The organism is Mycobacterium sp. SP-6446 (genome assembly GCF_001954045.1).
Taxonomy (GTDB): Bacteria; Actinomycetota; Actinomycetes; order Mycobacteriales; family Mycobacteriaceae; genus Mycobacterium.
The window spans coordinates 1-25,365 of record NZ_MBEM01000138.1 but is presented as its reverse complement, the minus strand read 5'-3'; the positions used below and the strand labels follow the sequence as shown (position 1 = coordinate 25,365).

At 69.8% G+C, this 25,365-nt stretch carries 24 protein-coding genes; 13 read left to right on the top strand and 11 right to left on the bottom strand.

All coding sequences use genetic code 11. The features are described 5' to 3' along the window. Nucleotides 1-22: 22 nt before the first annotated feature. Genes A5736_RS12505 through A5736_RS12485 form a run of 5 tightly spaced genes read right to left on the bottom strand, consistent with a single transcriptional unit; the run spans nucleotide 23 to nucleotide 5,597 of the window. On the bottom strand, nucleotides 23-550 hold the full coding sequence (locus A5736_RS12505; RefSeq protein WP_076246573.1) for a DUF3592 domain-containing protein: 528 nt from the start codon (nucleotides 548-550) through the stop codon (nucleotides 23-25). An 8-nt stretch (nucleotides 551-558) separates the two neighbouring features. After that, nucleotides 559-2,193, bottom strand: coding sequence for a 2-succinyl-5-enolpyruvyl-6-hydroxy-3-cyclohexene-1-carboxylic-acid synthase (gene menD / locus A5736_RS12500; protein WP_076246477.1), 1,635 nt, complete (start codon nucleotides 2,191-2,193; stop codon nucleotides 559-561). A gap of 34 nt (nucleotides 2,194-2,227) precedes the next feature. Next, nucleotides 2,228-3,016 carry an alpha/beta fold hydrolase gene (locus A5736_RS12495; protein WP_076123982.1) on the bottom strand — a complete coding sequence of 263 codons (789 nt, stop codon included), beginning with the start codon at nucleotides 3,014-3,016 and terminating at the stop codon, nucleotides 2,228-2,230. Continuing rightward, nucleotides 3,013-3,984 carry an o-succinylbenzoate synthase gene (locus A5736_RS12490; protein ID WP_076246475.1) on the bottom strand — a complete coding sequence of 324 codons (972 nt, stop codon included), beginning with the start codon at nucleotides 3,982-3,984 and terminating at the stop codon, nucleotides 3,013-3,015. Before A5736_RS12490 ends, A5736_RS12495 begins: the two co-directional genes overlap by 4 nt. Next, nucleotides 3,981-5,597 carry an amidohydrolase gene (locus A5736_RS12485; protein WP_076246473.1) on the bottom strand — a complete coding sequence of 539 codons (1,617 nt, stop codon included), beginning with the start codon at nucleotides 5,595-5,597 and terminating at the stop codon, nucleotides 3,981-3,983. Before A5736_RS12485 ends, A5736_RS12490 begins: the two co-directional genes overlap by 4 nt. Before the next feature lie 85 nt (nucleotides 5,598-5,682). Here A5736_RS12485 and fadD8 point away from each other — a divergent pair, with 85 nt between their 5' ends. Continuing rightward, a complete protein-coding gene (gene fadD8, locus A5736_RS12480) occupies nucleotides 5,683-7,317 on the top strand; it encodes a fatty-acid--CoA ligase FadD8 (RefSeq protein WP_369805052.1) in 1,635 nt (544 codons plus the stop codon). Between the two features lie 76 nt (nucleotides 7,318-7,393). Here the strand turns inward: fadD8 and A5736_RS12475 are convergent, their stop codons facing one another. Next, nucleotides 7,394-7,942 carry a TetR/AcrR family transcriptional regulator gene (locus A5736_RS12475; protein WP_076246472.1) on the bottom strand — a complete coding sequence of 183 codons (549 nt, stop codon included), beginning with the start codon at nucleotides 7,940-7,942 and terminating at the stop codon, nucleotides 7,394-7,396. A gap of 85 nt (nucleotides 7,943-8,027) precedes the next feature. On the opposite strand from A5736_RS12475, the gene A5736_RS12470 reads away from it, so the two are divergent. The 11 genes from A5736_RS12470 (at nucleotide 8,028) to A5736_RS12420 (ending at nucleotide 17,651) form a co-directional block, all read left to right on the top strand. Further along, the gene (locus A5736_RS12470; protein WP_076246571.1) at nucleotides 8,028-8,924 is read left to right on the top strand and encodes an aldo/keto reductase; all 897 of its coding nucleotides are present in this window, start codon (nucleotides 8,028-8,030) and stop codon (nucleotides 8,922-8,924) included. Between the two features lie 80 nt (nucleotides 8,925-9,004). Then, nucleotides 9,005-9,907, top strand: coding sequence for a 1,4-dihydroxy-2-naphthoyl-CoA synthase (locus tag A5736_RS12465; protein ID WP_076246569.1), 903 nt, complete (start codon nucleotides 9,005-9,007; stop codon nucleotides 9,905-9,907). 32 nt (nucleotides 9,908-9,939) lie between these two features. Next, nucleotides 9,940-10,830, top strand: coding sequence for an SDR family oxidoreductase (locus A5736_RS12460; protein WP_076246470.1), 891 nt, complete (start codon nucleotides 9,940-9,942; stop codon nucleotides 10,828-10,830). A gap of 15 nt (nucleotides 10,831-10,845) precedes the next feature. After that, a complete protein-coding gene (locus A5736_RS12455) occupies nucleotides 10,846-11,469 on the top strand; it encodes a maleylpyruvate isomerase family mycothiol-dependent enzyme (RefSeq protein ID WP_076246469.1) in 624 nt (207 codons plus the stop codon). A 13-nt stretch (nucleotides 11,470-11,482) separates the two neighbouring features. Next, a complete protein-coding gene (locus A5736_RS12450; protein WP_076123917.1) occupies nucleotides 11,483-11,893 on the top strand; it encodes a VOC family protein in 411 nt (136 codons plus the stop codon). 93 nt (nucleotides 11,894-11,986) lie between these two features. Further along, nucleotides 11,987-13,216, top strand: a complete 1,230-nt coding sequence (locus A5736_RS12445) for an inorganic phosphate transporter (protein WP_076246467.1) — start codon at nucleotides 11,987-11,989, stop codon at nucleotides 13,214-13,216. Continuing rightward, nucleotides 13,213-13,518, top strand: coding sequence for a hypothetical protein (locus A5736_RS12440; RefSeq protein ID WP_076246466.1), 306 nt, complete (start codon nucleotides 13,213-13,215; stop codon nucleotides 13,516-13,518). The genes A5736_RS12445 and A5736_RS12440 overlap by 4 nt, the downstream gene beginning before the upstream one ends. A gap of 52 nt (nucleotides 13,519-13,570) precedes the next feature. Then, nucleotides 13,571-13,873, top strand: coding sequence for a DUF3349 domain-containing protein (locus A5736_RS12435; RefSeq protein WP_076123911.1), 303 nt, complete (start codon nucleotides 13,571-13,573; stop codon nucleotides 13,871-13,873). Between the two features lie 59 nt (nucleotides 13,874-13,932). Then, nucleotides 13,933-15,033: an o-succinylbenzoate--CoA ligase gene (gene menE, locus A5736_RS12430; protein ID WP_217695751.1), complete on the top strand. Its 1,101-nt coding sequence runs from the start codon at nucleotides 13,933-13,935 to the stop codon at nucleotides 15,031-15,033. An 11-nt stretch (nucleotides 15,034-15,044) separates the two neighbouring features. Continuing rightward, nucleotides 15,045-16,397 (top strand): hypothetical protein, encoded by a 1,353-nt coding sequence (locus A5736_RS12425; protein ID WP_076246463.1) that lies wholly within the window; start codon nucleotides 15,045-15,047, stop codon nucleotides 16,395-16,397. A 6-nt stretch (nucleotides 16,398-16,403) separates the two neighbouring features. Further along, nucleotides 16,404-17,651, top strand: a complete 1,248-nt coding sequence (locus A5736_RS12420) for an APC family permease (RefSeq protein WP_076246461.1) — start codon at nucleotides 16,404-16,406, stop codon at nucleotides 17,649-17,651. 73 nt (nucleotides 17,652-17,724) lie between these two features. On the opposite strand, the gene A5736_RS12415 is transcribed toward A5736_RS12420, so the two are convergent. The 4 genes from A5736_RS12415 to A5736_RS26340 form a co-directional block, all read right to left on the bottom strand. After that, the gene (locus tag A5736_RS12415; protein WP_076246460.1) at nucleotides 17,725-18,390 is read right to left on the bottom strand and encodes a DUF2064 domain-containing protein; all 666 of its coding nucleotides are present in this window, start codon (nucleotides 18,388-18,390) and stop codon (nucleotides 17,725-17,727) included. Beyond that, nucleotides 18,387-19,040: a glycosyltransferase family 2 protein gene (locus tag A5736_RS12410; RefSeq protein ID WP_076246458.1), complete on the bottom strand. Its 654-nt coding sequence runs from the start codon at nucleotides 19,038-19,040 to the stop codon at nucleotides 18,387-18,389. The genes A5736_RS12415 and A5736_RS12410 overlap by 4 nt, the downstream gene beginning before the upstream one ends. Nucleotides 19,041-19,090: 50 nt before the next feature. Then, on the bottom strand, nucleotides 19,091-20,953 hold the full coding sequence (locus A5736_RS12405; protein ID WP_076246457.1) for a hypothetical protein: 1,863 nt from the start codon (nucleotides 20,951-20,953) through the stop codon (nucleotides 19,091-19,093). Nucleotides 20,954-21,125: 172 nt separating this feature from the next. After that, a complete protein-coding gene (locus A5736_RS26340) occupies nucleotides 21,126-22,790 on the bottom strand; it encodes a hypothetical protein (protein WP_076246455.1) in 1,665 nt (554 codons plus the stop codon). A 370-nt stretch (nucleotides 22,791-23,160) separates the two neighbouring features. On the opposite strand from A5736_RS26340, the gene A5736_RS12395 reads away from it, so the two are divergent. Next, the gene (locus A5736_RS12395; RefSeq protein WP_175611258.1) at nucleotides 23,161-24,798 is read left to right on the top strand and encodes a hypothetical protein; all 1,638 of its coding nucleotides are present in this window, start codon (nucleotides 23,161-23,163) and stop codon (nucleotides 24,796-24,798) included. On the opposite strand, the gene A5736_RS12390 is transcribed toward A5736_RS12395, so the two are convergent. Further along, on the bottom strand, nucleotides 24,795-25,365 hold a 571-nt coding region (locus tag A5736_RS12390), incomplete at its 5' end, for an NAD-dependent epimerase/dehydratase family protein (RefSeq protein ID WP_139333285.1). The two genes, A5736_RS12395 and A5736_RS12390, sit on opposite strands and share 4 nt — an antisense overlap.

Below are 25,365 nucleotides of genomic sequence, written 5' to 3'. Positions count from 1 at the left end.
GCGAAATCTGCTGCTTAAGGCCCTAAGACGGCGATTCGCCCGGCTCCTCGCCGCCCTTCACGCGGCCGTCCAACCGCCTGTCCAACAGCGCCAGAGCGACCAACACGGCACCGGCGGCCAGCCAGGCCACCACCGCGATGGACCCCGCCGGGATGATCGCCAGCCCGGCGTTGCGGTGCTGCACGCGGACCAGGTTCGGATCCCGCTTGTTGTATTCGACGTAAATCCGCATGCCGGTGGACAATTCCGACGGATACAACACACCCAGCTCGGGCCGATACGTAACGCGTTCGGGCGTGACGAATTCGATGGTGGATCGCCGTGGCCCGGCACTGAGCACTTCGGCCTGTGCGACGCCCATGTTGCGCTGGATGGCAATGTCGTCGCGCCAGGCACCGGCGACCAGCAGCACCGACTGCAGCGTGACCAGGCAAGCCACAATCAGCACCGCAATGCGCACCCACCGCAACACGATTCTCGGGCGGGTCTTCGGCGGTTCATCACTGCGGCCGTGAATGAGGATGCGCAACAACGTCTTCGGCGATATCACACCGATCCTCATAGGGCCGCCTTGATGGCGGCGTGCAGCTGTCGCAGGGAGGACCGGTCCGCCTTGACTTCCAGCACCCGCATACCGGCCCCGGGCTCGTCGAGGGCCCCGTTGAGCTCTTCGACCTCGATCTGCCGGCTCTCCACGTGGTAGGCGCGACACAGCGCGCCCACGTCGACATCGTGCGGCGTCCCGAAGATCCGCGACGAGACGTCGGAGAACCGCGGGTCGCCCTGCTCGAGGAGTTCGAAGATGCCGCCGCCATTGTCGTTGGACACCACGATGGTCAGGCGCCGCGGTGTCGGCTCGGTAGGGCCGATCAACAGCCCGGAGCTGTCGTGGACGAACGTGAGGTCACCGATGAGCGCGACGGTGCGCCCGTCATGGCGCCCCTCATGGGCCAGCGCCGCCCCGATCGCGGTCGACACCGTGCCGTCGATGCCGGCGACGCCGCGGTTGGACCGGACGTTGATGCCGTGCGTGTTCAGGCCGACCAGGGCCGCGTCGCGCACCGGGTTCGACGCCCCGAGCACCAACTGGTCGCCCGGGCGCAGCGCGTCGGCGACCGCGGCCGCGACATGCAGGCCGGTGGTCAGCGGGTGGGCCGCGAGCTGGCCCCGGACGGCGGTGACGGCGTGGCGGTGCATCTCCGAGCAGCGGTGCAGCCACGCCGGATTCGGCGTCCCGGTGGTGACGGCCCGGGTGCCGGTGGCCTGCGAGTTACCCGAGACGTCGGGCCAGCGCGGCCCGGTGGTCAGCGCGTACACCGGCACCTGCGGGTCGGCCAGCAGCGCCGACACCGGCCGGTGCAGGGTCGGACGGCCGAGCATGATCACCTGCTTGGGGCGCAGCAGCGGTAGCGCCAGCGGATGCAGCGGGTTGGCCGGCGGTGGGGCCGTCGGCTCGGCGACTGTGGGCAACTGCGCCAGCTCGGGCTGCACGCCCGCGCCGTGCCCCGCGATGACGACCGTGTCGGGTGCCAGGTCGATGTCGAGTGGCTGATCGAAACTGACCGCGGGCGTGTAGGTCCATGGTTTGCCACCGGGCCGGCCCGGCGGCGTCACCGCTTGCGGTTCCGGATCCGGCACCAACGGTTCGCGCAGCGGGATGTCGAAGTGCACGGGGCCGGCGTTGGCGGTGCGAGAACCGGTGGCGGCCACCAACACTCGGCAGGTGGCCGATCGCCAGGTGGCGTTGAATTCGGGCAGCCGCTCGGGTGCGTCCTCGGCCAGGCCCAGGCTGATCGTGGCGCGAACCTGGGTGCCGAAGTAGCCCAGCTGCTCCATCGTCTGGTTGGCCCCGGTGCCGAGCAATTCGTAGGGCCGGTTGGCCGAGAGCACGATCAGCGGCACCCGCGCGTAGTTGGCCTCCACCACCGCCGGGCCGAGGTTGGCCACGGCCGTGCCCGACGTCATCGCGACGCACACCGGCGCGTCGGCGGCGATCGCCAGACCGATGGCCAGGTAGCCGGCGGTGCGCTCGTCGATCCGGACGTGCAGCCGGAGCCGGCCGGAGCGGTCGGCGTCCTGCAACGCGAACGCCAGCGGGGCATTGCGCGAGCCGGGGCACAGCACCACATCCCGGACGCCGCCGCGGATCAGCTCGTCAACGACGACGCGGGCCTGTGTCGTCGAGGGGTTCACTCCTACAGGGTGTCACAGGGCCGCTGAACTGGCCTCAGGCCTTGTCGTCGGCGAAGAACTTCAACATCTCGGCGTTGACGACCTCCGGCCGCTCGAAGAACCCGAGGTGACCGGTGTCGGGGATCTGCACGTAGCGGCCGTTGGGTATGGCGTCGGCCACCTCGCGCCCCAGGTGCGGCGGTGTCACCAGGTCGTCGCCGAACCCGATCACCAGCACCGGCGCCGAGATGTTGCGGTAGGCGGGCAGCCGATTGGTCTGCGGGGAGATGTTCAGCTGGCAGCGCGTTCCCGGGGTTTGCTTGGCCGGCCACGTGCTGAACATCGCGATCCAATCCGCGACCGCCACGTCGTCGTTGAGGGTCTTGCGCGAAAAGCTTTCCATCAAGCGCATTTTCGCTTCATAGCCGGCGGGCAGCTTGACACCCGACTGGAAGAACTCGTTCTCGGCTTGGTGGAAAAACTCCCGGGCGCGGTCCAGGCGGCCGCGCGTCGCCATCAGCACCGCGGCGCTCACCAGATCGGGCCGGGCCACCATGAGTTCCTGGGCGATGTAGGAGCCCATCGAGACTCCGACGACGCGGGCCGGGGCGGCGCCCAGCTTTTCGATCAGGGCCGCCGTGTCGGCGACCATGGTCTGCGTCGTGAACCCTTCGGCGTTTTCGGTGGCGCCGATCCCGCGATTGTCGAAGGTGATGCAGCGATACCCCGCCGCCAGAAACGCCGGCACCTGATGCGGCAGCCAAGTGCGCCCGGCACCGCCGTGGCCTGCGATGAAGACGACGGGTTCGCCCGTCCCGCGGTCGTCGTAAGCCAGGTTGGTCACTCGGAGCACGTTACAAGCAGCGGGTGGCAGGCCTTGACCCGGTCGATCCACCACTGCCGCCGTTCCGGCGGCGCGCCCAGGGCCCGCAGCCGCGCGGGATCCGGCGTCACCGGCGCGACGGCCAGGCTCCCGTCGACGGGTGCGGCGCGCTCGGCGACGTCCTCGGCGAACAGGCCGCCGGTGCCCAGCCCGCAGGCATGCCGGAGTTGCGGCAGGGCCGCCGCGGCGATCAAGCCATGGCTTATGCCGACCGCCGAGTCCAGCGCGCTGGAAACGACGACCGGAATGCCGATCCGCGAGGCGATGTCGAGCAGCGCCGAAACCCCGCCCAGCGGAGCGACTTTCAGCACCGCGACGTCGGCGGCGCGGGCGCGGACGACGGCCAGCGGATCGTCGGCTTTGCGGATGCTTTCGTCGGCGGCGATCGGCACGTCGATCCGCCGGCGCAGTTCGGCGAGTTCGTCGACGGTGGCGCAGGGCTGCTCGAGGTACTCGAGCAGGCCGTCGGCGGTCAGGGCGGCCGCGGCCGCAGCCGCCTGCTCGACGGTCCAGCCGCCGTTGGCGTCCACCCGCACGGTGGGGCACAGCTCCCGCACGGCGTTGACGCGCGCGACGTCGTCGGCCAGGGTCTGTCCCGGTTCGGCGACCTTCACCTTGGCCGTTCGCGCGCCCGGAAAACGCGCCAGCACCTCGCCGACCTCATCGGCGGCGACAGCCGGCACGGTGGCATTGATCGGGATCCGGTCGCGTCGCGCCGGCGGCGGGCGGCGGTAGGCGGCCTCGATGCCCGACGCCAGCCACGCGGCGGCCTCGGCGGGCCCGTACTCCACGAACGCGCCGAACTCGCCCCAGCCCGTCGGGCCCTCGATCAGCGCGACCTCGCGGGTGGTGATGCCGCGGAAACGCACCCGCATGGGCAGCGCGACCACGTGCAGGCGGTCCAGCAGGTCGTCCAGCGCGGGCTTCACCGGCGGTAGACCTGGCGGCCCGCCAGAAACGTGGCGCGCACGTCGAGCTCGGCGATCCGCTCGGGCGGCACGGCGCGGGGATCGGCCGACAACACCACCATGTCCGCGTACTTGCCGACCTCCAGCGAGCCGATCACGTCGTCCGCGAACAGCTGCCAGGCGGCATCGATGGTCTGCGCGCGGATCGCCTGCTCGACCGTCAAGCGCTCCTCGGGCGCCAGCACCCGGCCGCTGGGCGCCGTCCGGGTCGCGGCGACGCTGATGTTGCGCAGCGGCTCCTCGGGCGTGACAGGTGGGTCGTTGTGCAGCGAGATGCGCATGCCGGTGGCGACCGCGGATCCCGCTGGCATCCAACGGGATCCGCGTTCGGGTCCGAACAGGCCGTCGACGATGACGTCGCCCCAGTAGTGGATCTGGTCGACGAAGATGCTGCAGGTGACGCCGAGCGCGGCGACGCGTTTGAGTTGTTCGGGCCGAATGGCGCCGACGTGTTCGAGCCGCAGGCGGTGGTCTGGACGGGGCCAGCGCTGCAGTGCTTTTTCGTAGACATCGAGGATGGTGTCGACGCCGTTGTCGCCGTGCACATGGCAGGCCATCTGCCAGCCCAACGGAAAGTAGGCGCCGACGATTTCGGTCAGCTGCTCGGCGGTGTAGTTGGCGCATCCGCAGGAGCCGGGCGTCACGCCGATGGTGCGCGTCGCCTCGGTGTCCAGGTAAGGGAAGGACAGGGCGATGTTGCCGACCCACGGAGAGCCGTCGACCCAGATCTTGATGCCGACCTGGCGCAGCATGTCGTCGCCCTCGCCCGGCGTCGCGGTGGTCGACATCTGCGGGTTAGAGATCTCGTAGGTGCGCAGGCGCACCGAGAGCTCGCCGCGCAGCTGCTCGACCAGCGGCCGGAAGGCGGGGTCGAACGCCATCTCTGAGCAGGTGGTCAGCCCCGCGCGGTTGAGCCGGGCGCACTCGGCGTGCAGCATCGCCGGATAGTCGCCGGGCTGCACGGCCCCGGCCAACAAGGGAAACACCGCGCCGATCTCCTCGGCGGTGCCGTCGAGTTCCCCGCCGGCATCGCGGCCGAACCGGGCGCCCTTGGGGTCCGGCGTGTCGCGGGTCAGCCCGTTGAGGCGGGCGGCTTGCGAGTTGAAGAACGCCTTGTGCCCGGAGTTGTGGATGATCACCAGTGGCCCGTCGGGCGCGATTTCGTCGAGCCAGGCCAGCGTCGGCTCCGGAAGACCGGGCTGCAGCAGCGGATCCCACCCGTTGAGGTAGGCGCCGTCCGCGCCGCGCTTTCCCACTTCGCGCCGGACCGCCGCGACCACGTCGTCGGCGCCTCGGAGGGTGACCGGGCGGATGTCGACGATGCGGTCCGACAACGCGACGGCCTCCATCAGCGGATGACCATGCGCCTCAACGAATCCCGGCATGACGCAGCCGTCGCCGACATCGATGGTCTCGGTGTCCGGACCTATCAGGCCCTCGACGTCGGACCGGGTGCCCACGGCGACGATCCGGCCATCGGTGACGGCAACGGCCTCGGCGGTGGGGCGTGCGTCGTCGACGGTCAGCACGGTTCCGGTGATGACGACGTCTGCCTTGAGATCGGCCCCAGCCATGTGCAGGAATCCTAGTGATCCCAGGGTCCGGCCGACCCGAATTGCAACACGTTCTAGTCTTGGGCCATGAGTCGCGCCGGCGACGATGCAGAACGAAGTGATGAGGAGGAGCGGCGCCATGGGTGACGAGCTGCTGCGCAACCCGACCCACAACGGCCACCTGCTGGTGGGCTCGCTCAAGCGCCACAAGAACAAGCCGGTGCTCTTCCTCGGCGACACCACGCTGACCGGCGGCCAGCTGGCCGAGCGCATCAGCCAGTACACGCAGGCGTTCGAGGCGCTGGGCGCCGGCACCGGCGTCACCGTCGGCCTGCTGTCGCTCAACCGTCCCGAGGTCCTGATGATCCTCGGCGCCAGCCAGACCCAGGGTTACCGGCGCACCGCGCTGCACCCGCTCGGCTCGCTGGACGACCACGCCTACGTGCTCAACGACGCCGGGGCGAGCGCGCTGATCATCGATCCCAACCCGAATTTCGTCGAGCGCGCGCTGGGACTGCTGGAAAAGGTGGACTCGCTGAAGCGGATTCTCACCATCGGTCCGGTCCCCGAGGCTTTGAGCGGCGTGGCCGTCGACCTGTCCGCCGAGGCCGCCAAGTACGAGCCGAAGCCGCTAGTGGTTGCCGACCTGCCGCCGAACCATATCGGCGGCCTGACCTACACCGGCGGCACCACCGGCAAGCCCAAGGGCGTGATCGGCACCACCGGCAACATCGCCACCATGACGTCGATCCAGCTCGCCGAATGGGAATGGCCGGAGAACCCGCGGTTCCTGATGTGCACGCCGCTGTCGCACGCCGGGGCGGCGTTTTTCACGCCCACCCTGGTCAAGGGTGGCCAGATGATCGTGCTGGCCAAGTTCGATCCGGCCGAGGTGCTGAGAGTCATTGAAGAGCAACGCATTACGGCGACCATGCTGGTGCCGTCGATGCTGTACGCGCTGATGGATCACCCGGATTCGCACACCCGCGACCTGTCGTCGCTGGAGACCGTGTACTACGGCGCCTCGGCGATCAACCCGGTGCGGCTTGCCGAGGCGATCCGGCGGTTCGGCCCGATCTTCGCCCAGTACTACGGGCAGTCCGAGGCGCCGATGGTGATCACCTACCTTCCCAAGGCCGATCACGACGAGAAGCGGCTGACATCTTGTGGGCGCCCAACGCTTTTCGCGCGGGTCGCGCTGCTGGGTGAGGACGGCAAGCCGGTGCCGCAGGGCGAGCCGGGCGAAATCTGTGTCAGCGGACCACTATTGGCCGGCGGCTACTGGAATCTGCCCGACGCGACGGCCGAGACGTTCAAGGACGGCTGGCTGCACACGGGCGACATGGCCCGCGAGGACGAGGACGGGTTCTACTTCATCGTCGACCGGGTCAAGGACATGATTGTCACCGGCGGCTTCAACGTGTTCCCCCGCGAGGTCGAGGACGTCGTCGCCGAGCACCCGGCCGTCGCGCAGGTCTGTGTCGTCGGGGCGCCGGATGACAAGTGGGGCGAGGCCGTCACCGCCGTGGTGGTGCTGCGCTCGGATGCGGCCCGCGACGACGCCGCGATCGAGGCGATGACCGCCGAGATCCAGGCCGCGGTCAAAGACCGCAAGGGCTCGGTGCAGTCGCCCAAGCGCGTCGTCATCGTCGAGTCGCTGCCGTTGACCGGGCTGGGCAAGCCGGACAAAAAGGCCGTCCGGGCGCAGTTCTGGGAAGGCGCGGGACGCGCCGTCGGCTAGGTGCTGGCCTCGAACGTGACACTGCAGTCACGTTCGCGGTCGAGTGTGACTGTGCCGTCACGTTCGGCGGGTGGGGCTAACAAGAAATCCCGGCCAGCAGCAGGTCGAGCATGCGGCCCGTCTGCTCGGGTGACCCGCTGACCAAGAAAATGCCGATCAGGCTGGACACCACATCTTCGGCTTGCACATCGGGCCGCAGGGTCCCGTCGTCGGCGCCGGCCCGCAACAGCGTGTCGACGGCACCGACGATGCTGTCGCGAGTCTGGCTCGGCTCCATGGCGCCGGAGTCGAAGATGGCCTGCAGCGACTCGGCCATCCCGCGCTTGGCGGCCACGAAGCTGGCGTAGCGGTCCATCCAGCGGCGCAGGGCGGTCTTCGGCGGATGCCTCTTGAGCAGCCGCTCGGCCGCGGCCGCCACCTCAGCGAGCTCCGCACGGTAGATCGCCTCTACGAGGGCTTCCCGATTCGGGAAGTGGCGGTAGAGCGTTCCGATACCGACACCGGCGCCGCGGGCGATCGACTCGAGCGCGACCGGCCCACCGTTCGCGGCGGTGAACGCCGCGGTCGCCGCCTCGAGCAACCTTTCGCGGTTCCGGCGCGCGTCGGACCGGGCACTGCCTGACAAAGCGGAGGGTCCTCCGTTTCTGCTACCATCGACTAAGCGGAGGGGCCTCCGCATTACTCCAGTGTCTCACGAGATTGGGAGCATCATGACGGACCAACCACATCCCGGCGGTGTCGGCAGCCTCGGCACGGCGGCGGTCGCCCGCGTTGGGTACGGCGCCATGCAACTGTTCGAGGCGTCGGCCGACGATGCGGCGGCGGTGCTGCGCCGCGCGGTCGAACTCGGCGTTAACCACATCGACACAGCGTCGTTCTACGGTCCCGGCGAGGTGAACCGGCGGATCCGCGCGGCGTTGGCGCCGTACCCGGACGACCTCGTCATCGTCAGCAAGGTCGGCGCGCGCTACACCGGCGAACAACCGATTCCGCTGACCGCGGCGCAACGGCCCGCCGAGCTGCGTGCCGCCGTCGAAGACGACCTGAGCCAGCTCGGCCTGGACCGCGTCCCGGTGGTCAATCTCCGCCGGATGGATCTCGGGCCCGGCGTGGGCACCGCGGGTGATCAGGTCGTCGACCTCGACGACCAGCTCGCCGAGATGATCGCACTGCGCGACGAGGGAAAGATCGGCGCGATCGGGATCAGCAGTGTGCCGCTCGACGTCCTGCGGCGAGCATTGCCCGCCGGAATCGTGTGCGTGCAGAATGCCTACAGCCTGCTGGACCGCTCCCAGGAAGAGATGGTCGATGTCTGCGTGGACGAGGGCATCGCATGGGTTCCGTACTTTCCGCTGGGCTCGGCATTCCCGGGCTTCCCCAAGGCCACCGACAACGCTGTGGTGATCGACATCGCCGGCGAACTCGGCGTCACACCCGCGCAAGTCGGGTTGGCCTGGATCTTGGCTCATGCGCCGAACACATTGCTGATTCCGGGCACTCGCTCGATCACGCACCTCGAAGAGAACATCGACGCGGGGAGCGTCACGCTGAGCGCCGAAGCGATCGCGCGGCTGGACGCCGTCAGTGAGTTGTCCCATCGAACGTGACGCTGCAGTCACGTTCGAGGCCGAGTGTGACTGTGCCGTCACGTTCGGCGGGCACCGTTAGGGTTGCGGTCATGGCTGCCTTGAGTGACAACCCTTTTGACGCGGCGGTGTGGCGGCCCGTCGACGGCTTCGGCGATCTGACCGACATCACCTACCACCGCCATGTCGACGACGCCACGGTACGGGTGGCGTTCGACCGGCCCGAGGTGCGCAACGCGTTCCGGCCGCACACCGTCGACGAGCTGTACCGGGTGCTCGACCACACCCGCATGTCGCCCGACGTCGGCGTGGTGCTGCTGACCGGTAACGGGCCGTCGCCCAAGGACGGCGGCTGGGCATTCTGTTCGGGCGGCGATCAGCGCATCCGCGGCCGGTCGGGCTATCAATACGCTTCCGGAGAGACCGCCGACACCGTCGACGCCGCCCGCTCCGGCCGGCTGCACATCCTCGAGGTGCAGCGGCTGATCCGCTTCATGCCCAAGGTGGTCATCTGCCTGGTCAACGGGTGGGCGGCCGGCGGCGGGCACAGCCTGCACGTGGTCTGCGATCTCACCCTGGCCAGCCGCGAGCACGCCCGCTTCAAGCAGACCGACGCCGACGTCGGCAGCTTCGACGGCGGCTACGGCAGCGCGTATCTGGCCCGTCAGGTCGGCCAGAAGTTCGCCCGCGAGATCTTCTTCCTCGGCCGCGCGTACACCGCCGAGCAGATGCACCGCATGGGCGCGGTCAACGAGGTCGTCGATCACGCCGAGCTCGAACGCGTCGGGGTGCAGTGGGCGCGCGAGATCAACGCGAAATCGCCTCAGGCGCAACGGATGTTGAAGTTTGCGTTCAATCTGCTCGACGACGGTCTGGTGGGTCAGCAGTTATTCGCGGGTGAGGCCACCCGGCTGGCGTATATGACCGACGAGGCCGTCGAGGGCCGCGACGCGTTCCTGGAGAAGCGGCCACCGGACTGGACCCCGTTCCCGCGCTACTTCTGAGCGGTCCGGCGGCGAAACTACACTCGCCCCCTGTGAGCAAGAGTCCCCTTCGCCGCCTAACCGACCAGCTGGTGCTGGCCACCATGCGGCCGCCGATTTCGCCGCAAATTCTGGTCAACCGGCCTCCGATCAAACCGGTCAGCCTCGACGGCAAGCGGATTCTGCTCACCGGCGCGTCGTCGGGCATCGGCGAGGCCGGCGCCGAACTGTTCGCCAAACACGGCGCCACCGTGGTCGCGGTCGCCCGTCGCCAGGACCTGCTGGACGCGCTGGTCGACCGGATCACGGCCTCGGGTGGCGAGGCGACGGCGATGCCGTGCGACCTCTCGGACATGGACGCCATCGACGCGCTGGTGTCTGACGTCGACGAGCACCTCGGCGGCATCGACATTTTGATCAACAACGCCGCCAGGTCGATCCGGCGGCCCCTGGCCCAGTCGCTGGAACGGTGGCATGACGTCGAGCGAATCATGGCGCTGAACTACTACGGCCCGCTGCGGCTGATCCGCGGGCTGGCCCCCGGGATGCTCGAGCGCGGCGACGGCCACATCATCAACGTCTCGACCTGGGGAGTGATGTCGGAGGCGTCGCCCATGTTCGGTGTCTACAACGCGTCGAAGGCCGCGCTGGGAACCATCGGCCGGGTCGTGGAAACCGAGTGGGGCCACAAGGGCGTGCACTCGACAACGCTCTACTATCCGCTGGTCGCGACTCCTATGATCAAACCGACGAAGGCGTATGACGGGATGCCCGCTTTGAGCCCGGAAGAAGCCGCCGAATGGATGGTCACCGCCGCCCGCACCCGGCCGGTGCGGATCGCGCCGCGGATGGCCGTCGCCCTCAACGCGTTGAACACCGTCGGCCCCCGCTGGGTAAATGCGCTCATGTCACGCCGCGCCGACCACCTCAACGATTCCCATTAACTCCGGGAGGTCGCCATGTCCGATCTGTGGGCCACCATTGCCGCCGAGCGCGGGGCGCTCGCCAACGACCTCGCCGACCTGGAGCCGGCGCAGTGGGATACGCCATCGCTCTGCCCGGGCTGGACTGTCCGCGACATCGTCGCGCACCTGTCGGCGACCGCCTCACTGAACCCGGCCACCTTCTTTCTCAACATGGCCAAGGCCGGGTTCAGCTTCGACAAGTTCGCCAACGCTCAGATCGCCAAGCACCGCGGCCCCGACCCGGCCGCCACCCTGAGCGAATTCCGTGACTTGCAGAACTCCACCTCGGCACCGCCGGGCCCCAAGACTTCCTGGCTCGGTGAGGTGGTGGTGCATGGCGAGGACCTGCGGCGTCCGCTGGGCATCGCGCACGCCTACCCGCCCGACGCGGTTCGCGAGGTGATCGACTTCTTCAAGGGCTCCAACATGCTGATCGGATCCAAGAAGCGCGTCGCCGGGCTCGCCCTGAAGGCCACCGACGACGACTGGCAGCACGGAGAGGGCGAGGCGGTTGAGGGTCCGCTGCTGTCGTTGCTCCTCGCGATGACCGGCCGTGCCGCCGGGTGCGACGATCTCGCCGGTCCGGGCGTCGAAACCCTGCGCAGCCGGTGCACGTGATAGACACGACGCTATGGAGATCCTGGGCAGCCGGATGCTGCTCCGGCCGGCGGACTATCAGCAATCGTTGAGCTTCTACCGCGACAAGATCGGCCTGGCCATCGCGCGCGATTACGGCGCGGGCACAGTGTTTTTCGCCGGCCAATCTCTGCTGGAGCTGGCGGGCTACGGCAGCCCCGACCACTCCCGGGGCCCCTTTCCCGGCGCGCTGTGGCTACAGGTCCGTGACGTCGTGGCGACCCAGGCCGAGCTGGAGGGCCGCGGGGTGGCGATCGCCCGCGAGGCGCGACAGGAACCGTGGGGCCTGCGCGAGATGCACGTCACCGATCCAGACGGAATCACCCTGATTTTCGTCGAGGTCCCGCCCGACCACCCACTGCGCCGCGACACGCGCGGCGACCGTGGGGAACGTAAGGTTAACTAAGCGCTAATATTCAACGACGAGTCGAGGTACACCTGCGTTTCCGCCATCTCAGCGTTCGACAATTTAATCCCCCAACTACCAGAATCAGGCGCTGTGAACATCGATTTGTTCCTCCTCATCATCGTCGTAATCACGGCACTCGCTTTCGATTTCACCAACGGCTTCCATGACACCGGCAACGCGATGGCGACCTCCATCGCCAGCGGCGCCCTGGCGCCCAAGGCCGCCGTCGCGCTGTCCGCTGTGCTCAACCTGGTGGGCGCGTTCATGTCCACCGCGGTCGCGGCCACCATCGCCAAGGGCCTGATCGACGGGCACATCGTGACGCTGCAACTGGTGTTCGCCGGCCTGGTCGGCGGCATCGTCTGGAACCTGCTGACCTGGCTGCTCGGCATCCCCTCCAGCTCCTCGCACGCGCTGATCGGCGGCATCGTCGGCGCGACGATCGCCGCCGTCGGCGCGCACGGGGTGATCTGGAAGGGCCTGGTGTCCAAGGTGCTGATCCCGGCCGTCGTCGCCGCGATCCTGGCCATCGTTGTCGGCGCGATAGCGACCTGGCTGGTCTACCGGATCACCCGGGGCATTGCGACCAACCGCACCGAGGCGGGCTTCCGGTACGGCCAGTGGGGCTCGGCGTCGCTGGTCTCCCTGGCGCACGGCACCGGCGACGCGCAGAAGACGATGGGCATCATCTTCCTGGCGCTGATGTCCTACGGCGCGGTCAGCAAGACCGACGCGGCACCGCCGCTGTGGGTCATCGTCTGTTGCGCCCTGGCGATGGCAGCGGGTACCTACCTGGGCGGCTGGCGGATCATCCGCACCCTGGGCAAGGGACTGGTCGAGATCAAGTCGCCGCAGGGCATGGCCGCCGAATCTTCCTCGGCCGCAGTCATTCTGCTGTCCACCCACTTCGGCTACGCGCTGTCGACGACGCAGGTCTGCACCGGTTCGGTGCTGGGCAGCGGGCTGGGCAAGCCGGGCGGCGAGGTGCGCTGGGGCGTGGCCGGGCGGATGGCGGTCGCGTGGCTGGTGACGCTTCCGCTGGCCGGTTTGGTCGGGGCGATCACCTATTGGATCGTGCACCTCATCGGGGGATTCCCCGGCGCGATCATCGGCTTCGGCCTGCTGATCGCCACCTCTACGGCGATCTACCTGCGGTCGCGCAGGGTCAAGGTCGACCACAAGAACGTCAACGCCGAATGGGAGGGCAGCCTCACCGCCGGCCTCGAGGGGTCGGACGAAAAACCGCCGTCCGATACCGGCCCGAGGTCGGGCGCCGGTACCGGCTCGCAGGACACCGTGAGCGCGGGGAACCCCTCATGAGCCACTTCAGCGATTGGTTCAACTACCAGGCGTCCCTGAAGATCCTGGTCTTCGCCATGCTGGCCGGCGCCGCGCTGCCGGGGCTGTTCGCCCTCGGGCTGCGGTTCCACGCCGTCGGGGCCGGGCAGCTCACCACGGACGGCACCGCGCCACACAGGAATCCGATCCTGCTGGCGATCGCCTGGGTGATCTACGCGGTGGTGATTGCGGTGATCGCCTTCGCTCTCCTGTACATCTCCCGCGACTTCATCGCGCACCAGATAGGCCAGTCCTTCCTGGGAGCAAAGCCGCCGCACAAGTAGCATTGAATCGTTGTCCACCGACCTGCCGATCCCCCGCGCGGAGAGATAGCAAGTGAACCGATTCCTGAGTTCCGTTGTCTCGTGGTTGCGCGCGGGATATCCGGAAGGCGTTCCCGCGACCGACACCTTTGCGGTGCTCGCGCTGCTGTCCCGGCGGCTGACCAACGACGAAGTCAAAGCCGTGGCCGGTGACCTGATGGCGCACGGCGAATTCGACAAGATCGACATCGGCGTGGCGATCAGCAAGCTCACCGACGAGCTGCCGTCCGAGGACGACATCGACCGGGTGCGCGCCCGGTTGGCCGCCAAGGGCTGGCCGCTCGACGAAGAGCACGACGGCGGGGCCCACGCATAGCCGTTCTGCGGGCGCTGCGCGTCGCGCCGGGCTCCGCCACCGAGGCGCTGTTGCCCGCGCTGGCCGGAGTCCTGGATGACGGTGATCCCGCTCTGGTCGTCACCCCCGCGGGTGCGAGCGATTCCGAGCTGCGCGCGTTGCGCGTCGGCGAAGCCATAGACGACGACGTCGCCCTCGTGGCGACGACGTCGGGAACCACCGGCGCGCCCAAGGGCGCCTTGCTGACCGCGGCCGCCTTGGTCGCCAGCGCGTCGGCGACCCACGACCGTCTCGGCGGCCCGGGGAACTGGCTGCTAGCGTTGCCGCCCCATCACATCGCCGGCGTACAAGTCTTGGTACGCAGCGTGCTCGCAGGTTGCCCGCCCGTCGAGCTCGATGTTTCCGCCGGCTTCGATGTCACCCAATTGCCCGGCGCCGTAAGGCGATTGGGCTCGGGCCGGCGGTACACGTCGCTGGTGGCCGCGCAGCTGGCCAAGGCCCTGACCGATCCGGCGGCGACGGCGGCGCTGGCCGGCCTGGACGCCGTGCTGATCGGCGGCGGGCCGGCTCCGCGGCCGGTTCTCGACGCCGCCGCCGCGGCCGGCATCGCGGTGGTGCGCACGTACGGGATGAGCGAGACCGCCGGGGGCTGCGTCTACGACGGCGTCCCGCTGGACGGGGTCCGGCTGCGGGTGACCGACGGGCGCATCGTGATCGGCGGGGCGACGCTGGCCAAGGGCTATCGCAACCCGGTCGATCCCGATCCCTTCGCCGAGCCGGGCTGGTTTCGCACCGACGACCTCGGTGCCATCGACGACGCGGGCGTGCTGACCGTGCTCGGCCGCGCCGACGACGCGATCAGCACCGGCGGGTTGACCGTGCTGCCGCAACCCGTGGAGGCGGCGCTGTGCACCCATCCCGCCGTCAGCGACTGCGCGGTCTTCGGGCTCGCCGACCCGACGTTGGGCCAGCGCGTGGTCGCTGCGGTCGTGGTGAGCGACGGTTGCGTGCCCCCGACGCTGGAGGCGGTGCGGGCGCACGTGTCGCGCACGCTCGATGCCACCGCCGCTCCGCGCGAGCTGCACATCGTCACGGCGCTGCCGCGACGCGGGATCGGCAAGGTGGACCGGGCGGCGTTGGTGCGCCGGTTCGCCGGCGCGGGCGACCAAGCCGATCAATAGGCTGGGCGACCGTGAGGATTGCTCGCCGGGAGTGGTTGGCCGTCGCCTTCGCTGTCGTCCTGCTGGCGGCGGCGTTCGTGCTGCCGCGGCTGAACTGGGGCGTCAAACCCCGTTCGGATACCGGGCTGGAACATTTCGCCATGCGGGCCGGCGCCGCGCCGATCTTCGGGTATTGGGACGCCCATGTCGGCTGGGGAACCGGCCCGGCGATTCTCATCGCGGTCGCCGCCGTGTTGTGGGGACCGGCTGTGGCGCAACGTCTTTCGTGGCGGGCCCTATTGCTGGTCAGCTGGGCCACCGCGTGCGGGTGGGCGTTTGCGCTTTCGCTGATCGACGGCTGGCAACGCGGCTTCGCCGGCCGGCTGACGACCCGCGACGAGTACCTGTCGCAGGTGGGAAGCATCACCGATATTCCAGCGGCGGTGCGCACGTTCTCCAGCCGGATCCTCGACTTCCAGCCGAACTCGTGGATCACCCACGTCTCGGGGCATCCGCCGGGCGCGCTGTTGACGTTCGTGTGGCTGGACCGGATCGGCCTGCACGGCGGAGCTTGGGCCGCCCTGCTCTGCCTGCTGGCCGGGTCCAGCGCGGCGGCGGCGGTACTGATCGGCGTTCGCGCGTTGGCCGACGAGCCGACCGCGCGGCGGGCCGCGCCTTTCGTCGCGGTGGCACCGACGGCGATCTGGGTGGCGGTCTCCGCGGATGCCTACTTCGCGGGGGTCGCGGCGTGGGGCATCGCGCTACTGGCGGTGGCGGTGCACCGGCCGGTCCGTTTTCCCGCGCTGGTTGCCGCCGCCGCGGGTCTGTTGCTCGGCTGGGGGGTGTTCGTCAACTACGGCCTGGCGCTGATGGGCATTCCGGCGTTGGCGGTGTTGGTCTCGGCGCCCGGATGGCGAGCGGTCCTGCGGGCGCTCGGCCCGGCGTTTTTGGCCGCGCTGGCGGTGGCGGTGACCTTCGCCGTGGCCGGGTTCTACTGGTTCGACGGCTATAACCTTGTGCAGCAACGCTATTGGCAGGGAGTGGCCAAGGACCGGCCGTTTGCGTACTGGAGCTGGGCCAACCTGGCGAGCGTGGTGTGCGCGATCGGGCTGGGCAGCGTCGCGGGGATCGCCCGGCTGTTCGACCGGGCCGCGATCCGTGGCCGCTCCGGTTTGCACCTGGTGCTACTGGCGATGCTGGCGGCCATCGTCGTCGCCGACCTGAGCATGCTGAGCAAGGCCGAGGTCGAGCGGATCTGGCTGCCGTTCACCGTCTGGCTCACCGCGGCGGCCGCGCTGCTGCCGGTACGCTCACACCGAATGTGGTTGGCGCTCAATGCTACCGGCGCCCTGGTGATCAACTCCGTGATCTTCACGAACTGGTAGGCGGCCATGGAAGAACAGCAACGACTGGCCCGACGGCTCGGCACGACCGACACGGTGGTGATCGGGCTGGGTTCGATGATCGGCGCCGGTGTGTTCTCGGCGTTCGGCCCGGCCGCGCGGGCGGCCGGCGCGGGCCTGCTGATCGGGCTGGCGGTGGCCGCCGCCATCGCGTACTGCAACGCCACCGCGTCGGCGCAACTGGCCGCGGTCTATCCGACGTCGGGCGGGACATACATCTACGGGCGTGAACGCCTAGGCCCGTGGTGGGGCTTCATCGCCGGCTGGGGATTCGTGATCGGCAAGAGCGCGTCCTGCGCGGCCATGGCGCTGACGGTCGCCAGCTATGCGATTCCGGGGCCCGCCTGGGCGCAGCGAATCATCGGGGTGGGAGCCGTAGTCCTGCTGATCGCGCTGAACTACCGGGGCGTCACCAAGACCGCGCTGCTGGCCCGAATACTATTGGCCTGCACGGTGATTGCGCTTGCCGCGGTGGTCGTCGGGATCGCGGTGACCAGGCCGGCACCGACGCAGTTGATGCACTGGCCGACCGGAACGGTCTACGGCGTCCTGCAGTCGGCGGGGTTGCTGTTTTTCGCGTTCGCCGGTTACGCGCGGATCGCGACGATGGGCGAGGAGGTTCGCGACCCGGCCCGCACCATCCCCCGCGCGATTACCCTCGCCCTGGCGATCGCGGTCGCGATCTATTTCGTGGTCGGCGTGGCGGCCCTGCTCGCCGCGGGACCCGATCGGCTCGCGCATGCCGCCGCTCCGCTGGCGGACGCCGTCCGGGCCGCCGGGGTCCCGGCGCTGGTGCCGGTGATCACCGTCGGCGCCGCGCTGGCCAGCCTGGGCGCGCTGCTCGCGTTGATCGCCGGGCTCGGCCGCACTGTGCTGGCGATGGGCCGTCATCGTGATCTGCCCGCGTGGCTGGCGGCCGTTCACCCGCGCTACCGGGTGCCGCACCACGCCGAGGTCGCACTCGGGGTGGTCGTCTGCGTCCTGGTCGCCACCGTCGACCTGCGCGGGGTGATCGGCTTCTCGTCGTTCGGGGTGTTGATCTACTACGCGATCGCCAACGCCTCGGCCTACACGCTGCCGGATGTAGGGCGCGGCCGTCGGATCCTGAACGTGTGCGGCGTGGCGGGTTGCCTGCTGCTGGTCGCCACCCTGCCGTGGCAGGCGGTGATTTCGGGGCTGGCCGTATTCGCCGTCGGGATCGTCGGGCGGTTCGTGGTGTTGCGGTTGCGGGCCTGAACTCGCTTGCCGCGTGTACGTCGATGGCGTCCTGGACGCACACTGGCCGCCCAGGGCGCACACCCGACCGGTCCTAGAGCCCGGCTGCGCGGGTGACGCGGGCGAACCGACTGGCCGGCCCGCACCCATCCCGGACCGCGGCGATGTCGGCGACGACGTCGAAGTCGGCCAGCCGTTGCACCAATGTGACGTCAATACCGTTGTCCCGCAAAGCTTTCGCCGTGAGCTCTCCGGTGTCGGGTTGAGACATCGGGACGGCGCGCAGGCATTCGGCCATCGCCGGCGCGCGCACACCCAGCACCCACCATCCCCCGTCGCGCGCCGGCCCGAGCACGGCGGGCGACTCGACCAGCTGCTGCGCGCAGCCGGTCAACAGGTCGGCGGTTACTTGCGGGGTGTCCATCCCGATCTGCAGCACCGGATATCCCTCGAGGCCCGCGTCGGCGTGTGCGTTGGCGAGCCGGTCGGCGAAGCCGGCGCCACGCTGCCCGATCACCGTGAACGACGCGAGCCGTTGCCGGATGTCGGCGGCGCCGGCGGCGGCGCCCAGATCGCCGGTGAGCGCCACCACCCGCGCCGCCACGGGCGCGGCGGCCACTGCGTCCAGTGTGTCCAGCAGCGCGGCGGCGGCTATGTCGGCGGCGACCTCGTCGCCGACGGTCGCGGCGAGCCGGGTCTTGGCCCGGCCGGGTTCCGGAGCCTTGGCGACCACCAGCAGGGTCACCGGCAAGCCGCTCACGAAATCACCTTCCAGAAGTCCACGATCGCGGTGATGCTGCCCCGCAGCGAACCACTGACCTTCGACTTGCCGCCCGTCCGGGGGCCATAGCTGACGTCGAGTTCCGCCACCCGCCAGCCGGCGGCCGCGGCTCGCACCAGCAGCTCGAGCGGATACCCCGAGCGCCGGTCGGCGACGCCCAGGTTCAGCAGCGCCTCCCGCCGCGCGACCCGCATCGGCGCGATGTCGTGCACCGGCAGGCCGTGCCGGGTGCGCAGCCGCCAGCTCATCACCACGGTGCCCACCCGGGCGACCCACGGCCAATGCAACCCCGGCACGGGTCGGCGCCGGCCTATCACCAGGTCGGCACCGTCTTCGAGCGCGGCGACGAGCCGCGGCAAGTCGCCGGGATCCATGGAGCCGTCGGCGTCGATGACCGGTACGATCGGCGTGGTCGCGGCGACGACGCCCGCGTGCACCGCCGAGCCGTACCCGGGCCGCGGCTCGACGACCACCTCGGCGCCGTGCCGGCCCGCGACCGCGGCGGTGTCATCGGTGCTGTTGTTGTCGACCACCAGCGCCCGATAGCCGGCGGGGATCGCCGCCAGCACCGCCGGCAGCGACTCCTCCTCGTTCAGGCAGGGCAGCACCACCGTCACAGCCTCGGGCATGGCTGCCGACAATAGCCCGACGGCGGGATTCGGTATGCCGCGGCGGGCCCTTAGTAGCGGCGCGGCTGCTGCGGCACCAGCGGCTGCTGCGGCACCAATGGCTGCTGCGGCACCAGTGGCTGCTGCGGCAGCACCGGCTTCGGGACCACCGGCTGCTGTGGGACTACCGGCTGCTGTGGGACCACGGGCTGCTGTGGCACAACCGGTTTCGGGACGACCGGCTGCTGCGGGACCACCGGCTGTTGCGGGACCACAGGTTGCTGCGGCACAACCGGTTTCGGGACCACCGGCTGCTGCGGCACCACCGGCTTCGGGACCACCGGCTGCTGCGGCACCACCGGCTTCGGGACGACCGGCTGCTGCGGCACCACCGGCTGCTGCGGGACCACCGGCTGTTGCGGCACCACGGGCTGCTGTGGCACAACCGGTTTCGGCACCACGGGCTGCTGTGGCACAACCGGTTTCGGCACCACGGGCTGCTGCGGCACCACGGGCGGCTGCGGAGCTACCGGCGGCAGTGGCACCACCACCGGCGGCGGCACCACGGGCGGCTGTGGCACCACCGGCGGCAAGTTTGGCGGTGCCTGTTGCACCGGCAACGGAATGATGATCGGAATGGGAATAAGCGGGTTCGGGTTGGGCACAAAGCCTGGAAGGCCCGGTGCTGCCGGCGCCGGGTTGACGGGCGCTACCGGCGCCGGGTTGACCGGAGCAATCGGTGCCGGGTTGACCTGGACTACCCGAGCGGGACTGTCGCCGCCGCGCGACACCAACTGCGGCGGAATGTAGCCCTTGGAGTCCGGAACGACGCCACCCTGGAAACCCGCGTTGGGCTGATCGGGCGGGGGTGGCGGAACCGGCGCCTGCTGCTGCGTCGGTAACAGTGGCATGAACTTCCCGGGGGCAGCATTCTGGATCCCCACCAGCGGCGCCGCACTCGCGGTCGGCCGAACGGCGACCGCCACCGCGACGGCCAGCGACGCGAATCCGATGACGGCGAACGCGATGACCGCATTGCCGAGCAGCACCGACCGTCCGCTCAGCGGTATCCGGACGGTCGCGGCGGGGTCGTCGTCAAAGTCGTCGTACTCGTCGTCGTACTCGTCGTCGAACTCGTCGGCCCCGAGGGCGTCGCCCTCGTCGGACATCGAGTAAGCCAGCTGCTGGTCCGCGGCCGCCGGCTCGGCCGCGGGCGCGAAGGCGGTCTCGTCTCCACCGAGCCCGGTCACGGGAGCTATCGAGGTCGCCGCTCCCGGTGTGACCGGCGTCGTGGGCGCCAACCCGGCTGCCAGCGCCGCGCCGCGGGCGAGTGCGAATGTGGGGTCTTCGGGAATCTCCACTCGCACGGTTGAGGCGTCGCGAAGCTGGTCGGCAACCCCGATGAGGTTCGACGACGCGCCGACAAGGTAGACGTCCTGCGGCGTCCCGGGCTGGCCGCCGAGGGTGTCCATCATCGTGTTCAACGCGGCGGTGGCATCAGCACCGCCGAGGGGCTGCCTGGCCAGCATGGTCGGCTCTGCACCGTCGCCGTCCGCACCCACCAGCGACAGCGTCGCCGTGTCGTCGTCAACGACGAGCACACCGCCGGCCCGCCCGGCCGCCCGCATCAACGCCGTCACCGCCTCCGACTCCGACAGCACGGCAACGTTGTGGAGACCCGAGTCTTCGAGTGCCCGGCGCAGATCGTCGGCCTTCGGGGCGTCCGGCCAGCACACCCGGGTCGCGACGAGGCGGTGGTCCTCGTCGGCCAGCAGCCGATCCGTTCCGACCACGCTCCGGGTCAGGGTGTCGATCGGGTGGTCGGCGATGTCGAAGACGGATTGGTCGAGCACGCCAGATCCCGGTGCGCCCGACCCGACAAGGGCCATGCGGGCGACGGGACCTGCGACCGCGACCCCCAAGACGACGTCCATCCCGACGCTCCTTCGGCTGGCTAACCTTCAACCAGCATGTCCTGGGATCATTACACTGCGTTATTGCCGGCAAGAACAGTCATTTGGGCAAAGAATATTTGCCGGGCTGCGCAGCCGGGTCAGCGAACCGCTCGAGACGCCACCAACCGCAGCAACCCGCCAGGACCACGTGTCAGTGGTGGGGCGTGAAAATGGGCGCCTTCGGGGTCACCGGTTGCTGTGGGGTGACCGGCTGCTGCGGGGTGAGCGGCTGCTTCGGAATGGTCTGCGTGGGGACTGTCTGAGTCGGAACTGTCTGAGTCGGAACTGTCTGCTGCACCGTCGAGGTCGGCGGTGTCGTCGTGACAACCTGCTGCTGCTTCGTCGTCGTCGGCTGCGTGGTGGTCGTGGTCGGCTGCGTCGTAGTCGTCGTCGGCTGCGTGGTGGTCGTCGTCGGCTGCGTCGTAGTCGTCGTCGGCGTCGTGGTCGTCGTCGAGGGACCCAGCGACGTGGTTGTCGTGGTGGTCGTCGTCAGCGTCGTCGTGGTCGTCGTCGTAGTCGGCCCCAACGGCGGGTACGGAACGATGATCGGGATCGGGATCGGCACATACGGGTTCGGGTTCGGCACGAAACCCGGAACGCCCGGCGCGGGATTGACCGGGGCGGCCGGCGCCCCGCCGGACATCAACTGCGGGGGAATGTAGCCGTTGGAGTCCGGAACGACGCCGCCCTGGAATCCGGCGTTGGGCTGATCGGGCGGGGGCGGCGGAACCGGCGCCTGCTGTTGCGTCGGCAGCAGCGGCATGAACTTGCCCGGGGCGGCGTTCTGGTGCCCGACCACCGGCTGCGCGCTCGCGGTCGGCCGGACGGCGACCGCCACCGCGACCGCCAACGACGCGAATCCGACGACGGCGAACGCGATGACCGCATTGCCGAGCACCACCGACCGCCTGCTCAACGGCAATGGCCCCGTCTCGGCCTCGTCACCGTCGAACTCGCCGTACTCGTCGCCGAAGTCGTCGGCCGCGAGCGGCTCGCCCTCGTCGGCCATCGAATACGCCAGCTGTTGATCCTCGGCGGCCGGCTCGGCCGCGGGCGCGAAGGCGGTCTCGTCTCCGGTGCGCCCGGTCACGGGCGAATAGGCTGTCTCGTCTCCCGTGAGCCCCGCCGCCGGCGCCATCGCGGTTGCGTCTCCGGCCGCCAACAGCGCCCCCGGCACGGCGGCCAATGCCGCGCCGCGGGCAAGCGCGAAGGTGGGGTCGTCTGGGATCTGCACTCGCATCGTCGACGTCTCGCGAATCTGGTTTGCGACGGTGTTGAGGTCGGACGACGCGCCCACGAGGTAGAGGTCGCCCGCGGCGCCCGGCTGGTCGGCGAGCCTGGCCATCAACGTGTCGAGTGTGCCCGTGGCTTGATCGCCCGAGTCGCCGGCCAGCGGTGCGCTGGCCAGCAGGGTGGGCGGCGCACTCTCGTCTCCCACCGCGGGGCCCAATAGGGTCGCCGCCTCGTCGCCCACCACCAGCGCGGGACCGGACCGTCCCGCCGCGCGCATCAGCGCGGTGACCGCCTGCGATTCGGACAGCACCGCGACGTCGTGGACGCCGGAATCTTCCAGCGCCTGCCGCAACCGGTCAGCCTGGGGGTGGTCCGTCCAGCAAAGCCGCGTGGCGGTCAGCCGGTGGTTCTGCTCGGCCAACAGCCGATTCGTACCGACCACGGTCTCGGTCAGCGTCCCGACCGGGTTGCCAGCCAGCTCGACCTCGGATTGGTCGATCACGTCGGCACCTTGGGCGCCCTGTCCGACAAGCGCCAAGTGGGCAACAGGGCCGGTGACCGCGACCCCCAAAACGACGTCCATCCCGACTCTCCTTCGGCTGGCCACCCCGCAACCAGCATGTCCCTGCATCACTACACTGCGATATCGTCGGCAGTAACAGTCATTCGGGCGACAGCGTCCGCCTATGAGCGCAGCGTAACCGTTCCCAAACCGCGGGAACGTCTCCGCGGAACAACATCCGCGGAATCGCACGTTCTCATCGCAGCCACTGCCGCGTCGTCCGAACGGGGATTATGTTTCCAAGTAAGCAACGCAGTCGGCCGGGCAGGTGGTTCCCTCGCCACCCAACCGAAGCGGCGCCGCCAGCAACCGTCCTCGATACCCGGGGGGAACCGTGAGCCAGAGCAGCGACGACGCGCCCACCGGCCCGATCAGCGACCAAACGCAGCGGCTGGCCGCCGTCGACCCACCCGGTCAGGCTCCACGCGCGGCGCAGCGGTCGAGGCGGCGCCGAAACGTCGTCGCCGACCTGATCACCGCCGCCTTGCTGGTCATCGCGCTGGTGCTGCCGTGGAATCTGTACTCCGGCCTGGCGATCCCCGGCAGCAGCCGGATCCCGTTCGCGGTGCTGTTCGCGGTGACGTTGCTGTCCCTGATCTCGCTCGTCGCGGCTGGCGCCGGGCGGTCGGCCAGCCCGCAATTCAACGCCGCGGCGGCCAACCGAATCCGTCTCTGGCTCAACGTCCCCTACGTGCTGCTGGTGCTCGCCTTCGTCGCCTTCGACGCGGTCGAGACCGTCCGATTCGGCGGCACCGTCACCGTGCCCGGCGGCGTCGGACCGGGCGCATGGTTCGGCATCGCCGGCTCGTTGCTGTGCGCGCAACCGGCGATCACCGGTGCCGCCGCCGACGACGAGAAGTTCGCCGGGTGGCAGCGCTCCGCGCGGATCATCGGTTATGCGTCCTTGGTACTGGCGGTGCTGAGTTTTGCGTTCAACCTGTACTGGCGGATCAAGTACGCCGTGACCGGTGGATCGGGCGGCTTCGGCAAGCAGAACATCTCGGTCATCGCGACGGCGGTGGTGTACGGCGTGGTGGCGCTGGTCGCCGTGCTCGTCGCGTCGCGGTGGCTTCTTCGCAGCACCAAGGCTTCCCGGCTGGCCACCGTCGCGCTCGGCGCGTCGACACTCGTCGCCGGGCTCGTTGTGTGGAGCCTCCCCGCCGGTCGCGACATCGACGCGTTCCACGGCATCGCGCAGAACACGTCGACGGCCGGGGTCGGGTTCGAGGGCTACCTTGCGTGGGCGGCGGCCGCCGCGATCTTTGCGCCTCGGGCGCTGTTCGGCGACCGCACGCTGTCGACGACCCAGGAAAACGCCTGGCGCGCGGCGGCCCGAAATGGCTTGCTGCTGATCGTCGTGTGGTGCGTGGGATCCATGGCGATGCGGTTCACCGACCTGTTCGTCGGGGTGGCGCTGAACTACCCGTACTCGCGATACGACAGCATCGTGCTGGCGGGGTTCGATCTGGCCACCGCCGCCCTCGCGATCTGGCTGCGCGTCAACCTGGCCAACGACGCAGTGTCCGCGCGGCTGATCTCGTCGCTGTGCGGACTCGTTGCCACGCTGAGCATTTCGCGGGTGGTGGTCGGCGTCGTGCTGGCCCCGCGGTTCGAGGAGATTCCGAACTCCGCCGCGCAAAACCCGGTCTACGGAAATAATCTCGCCCAGCAGATCACCAGCACCTTCGACGTGGCGCTGTGCGGGCTGGCCCTGTGCATCCTGGCCGCCGCGATCGTCACGGGTCAGCTCACCGGCCGGCGACTGCGACGCAAGAAGCCCCGCGCGGCGCACACCCGTGGTGCGGGGGCTCAGCCGGGCCCTCAGCAGGAGGCGGGGACCACCCGCATTCCGGCCGCGGCGACCACCCGCATCCCGGCCGGCGCGCCGCCGCCGTCGGCCGCACCGACGACGCGTGTGCGGGTCGGCGGCGGGTCCGACGCGCCCCGGATCTTCCGCGGCGACGACTCCGGCACCCGCCAGATCCCGGTCCCGAAACCCAAGATCTTCCGGCCGCCGGCCGGCCGCTAGCGCAGCGGGGCGGACGCGAATTCGCGCAGCCCGTCGCGCGGGCGGACGGCCGCACGGAATCCCAGCACCTCGGCGGCCCGGCTGGGATCCGCGACGATGTGGCGCACGTCGCCGCTGCGGTACTGCCCGGTGATCACCGGGTTGACCGCGCCACTGGAATCCCTGCGCGCGTCGCACAGCGCCGTGGCGACCTCTAGGATCGAAATCGGCTGTCCCGAGCAGACATTCACCGTGGTGAAGCCGGAGCCGCCGGCCAAAACCGACGCTGCCGATACGTTGGCGGCGGCCACGTCGTCGACGTGGACGAAGTCGCGCATCTGGCCACCGTCCTCGAAAACCCTTGGCGGCTCACCCTTTTCCAGCGATGAACGAAAGATCGCGGCCACGCCGGAGTAGGGGGTGTCGCGCGGCATGCCCGGACCGTAGACGTTGTGGTAGCGCAATGCCACGACCGAGCCGCCCGTCGACTCCGACCATGCCAGCGCGTAATGCTCCTGCGCGGTGTCGACCTGGTCTGCCACCAGGCCGCGATGGTGGGCGCGGGCGTGGATGCCGCCGACGCGCCCG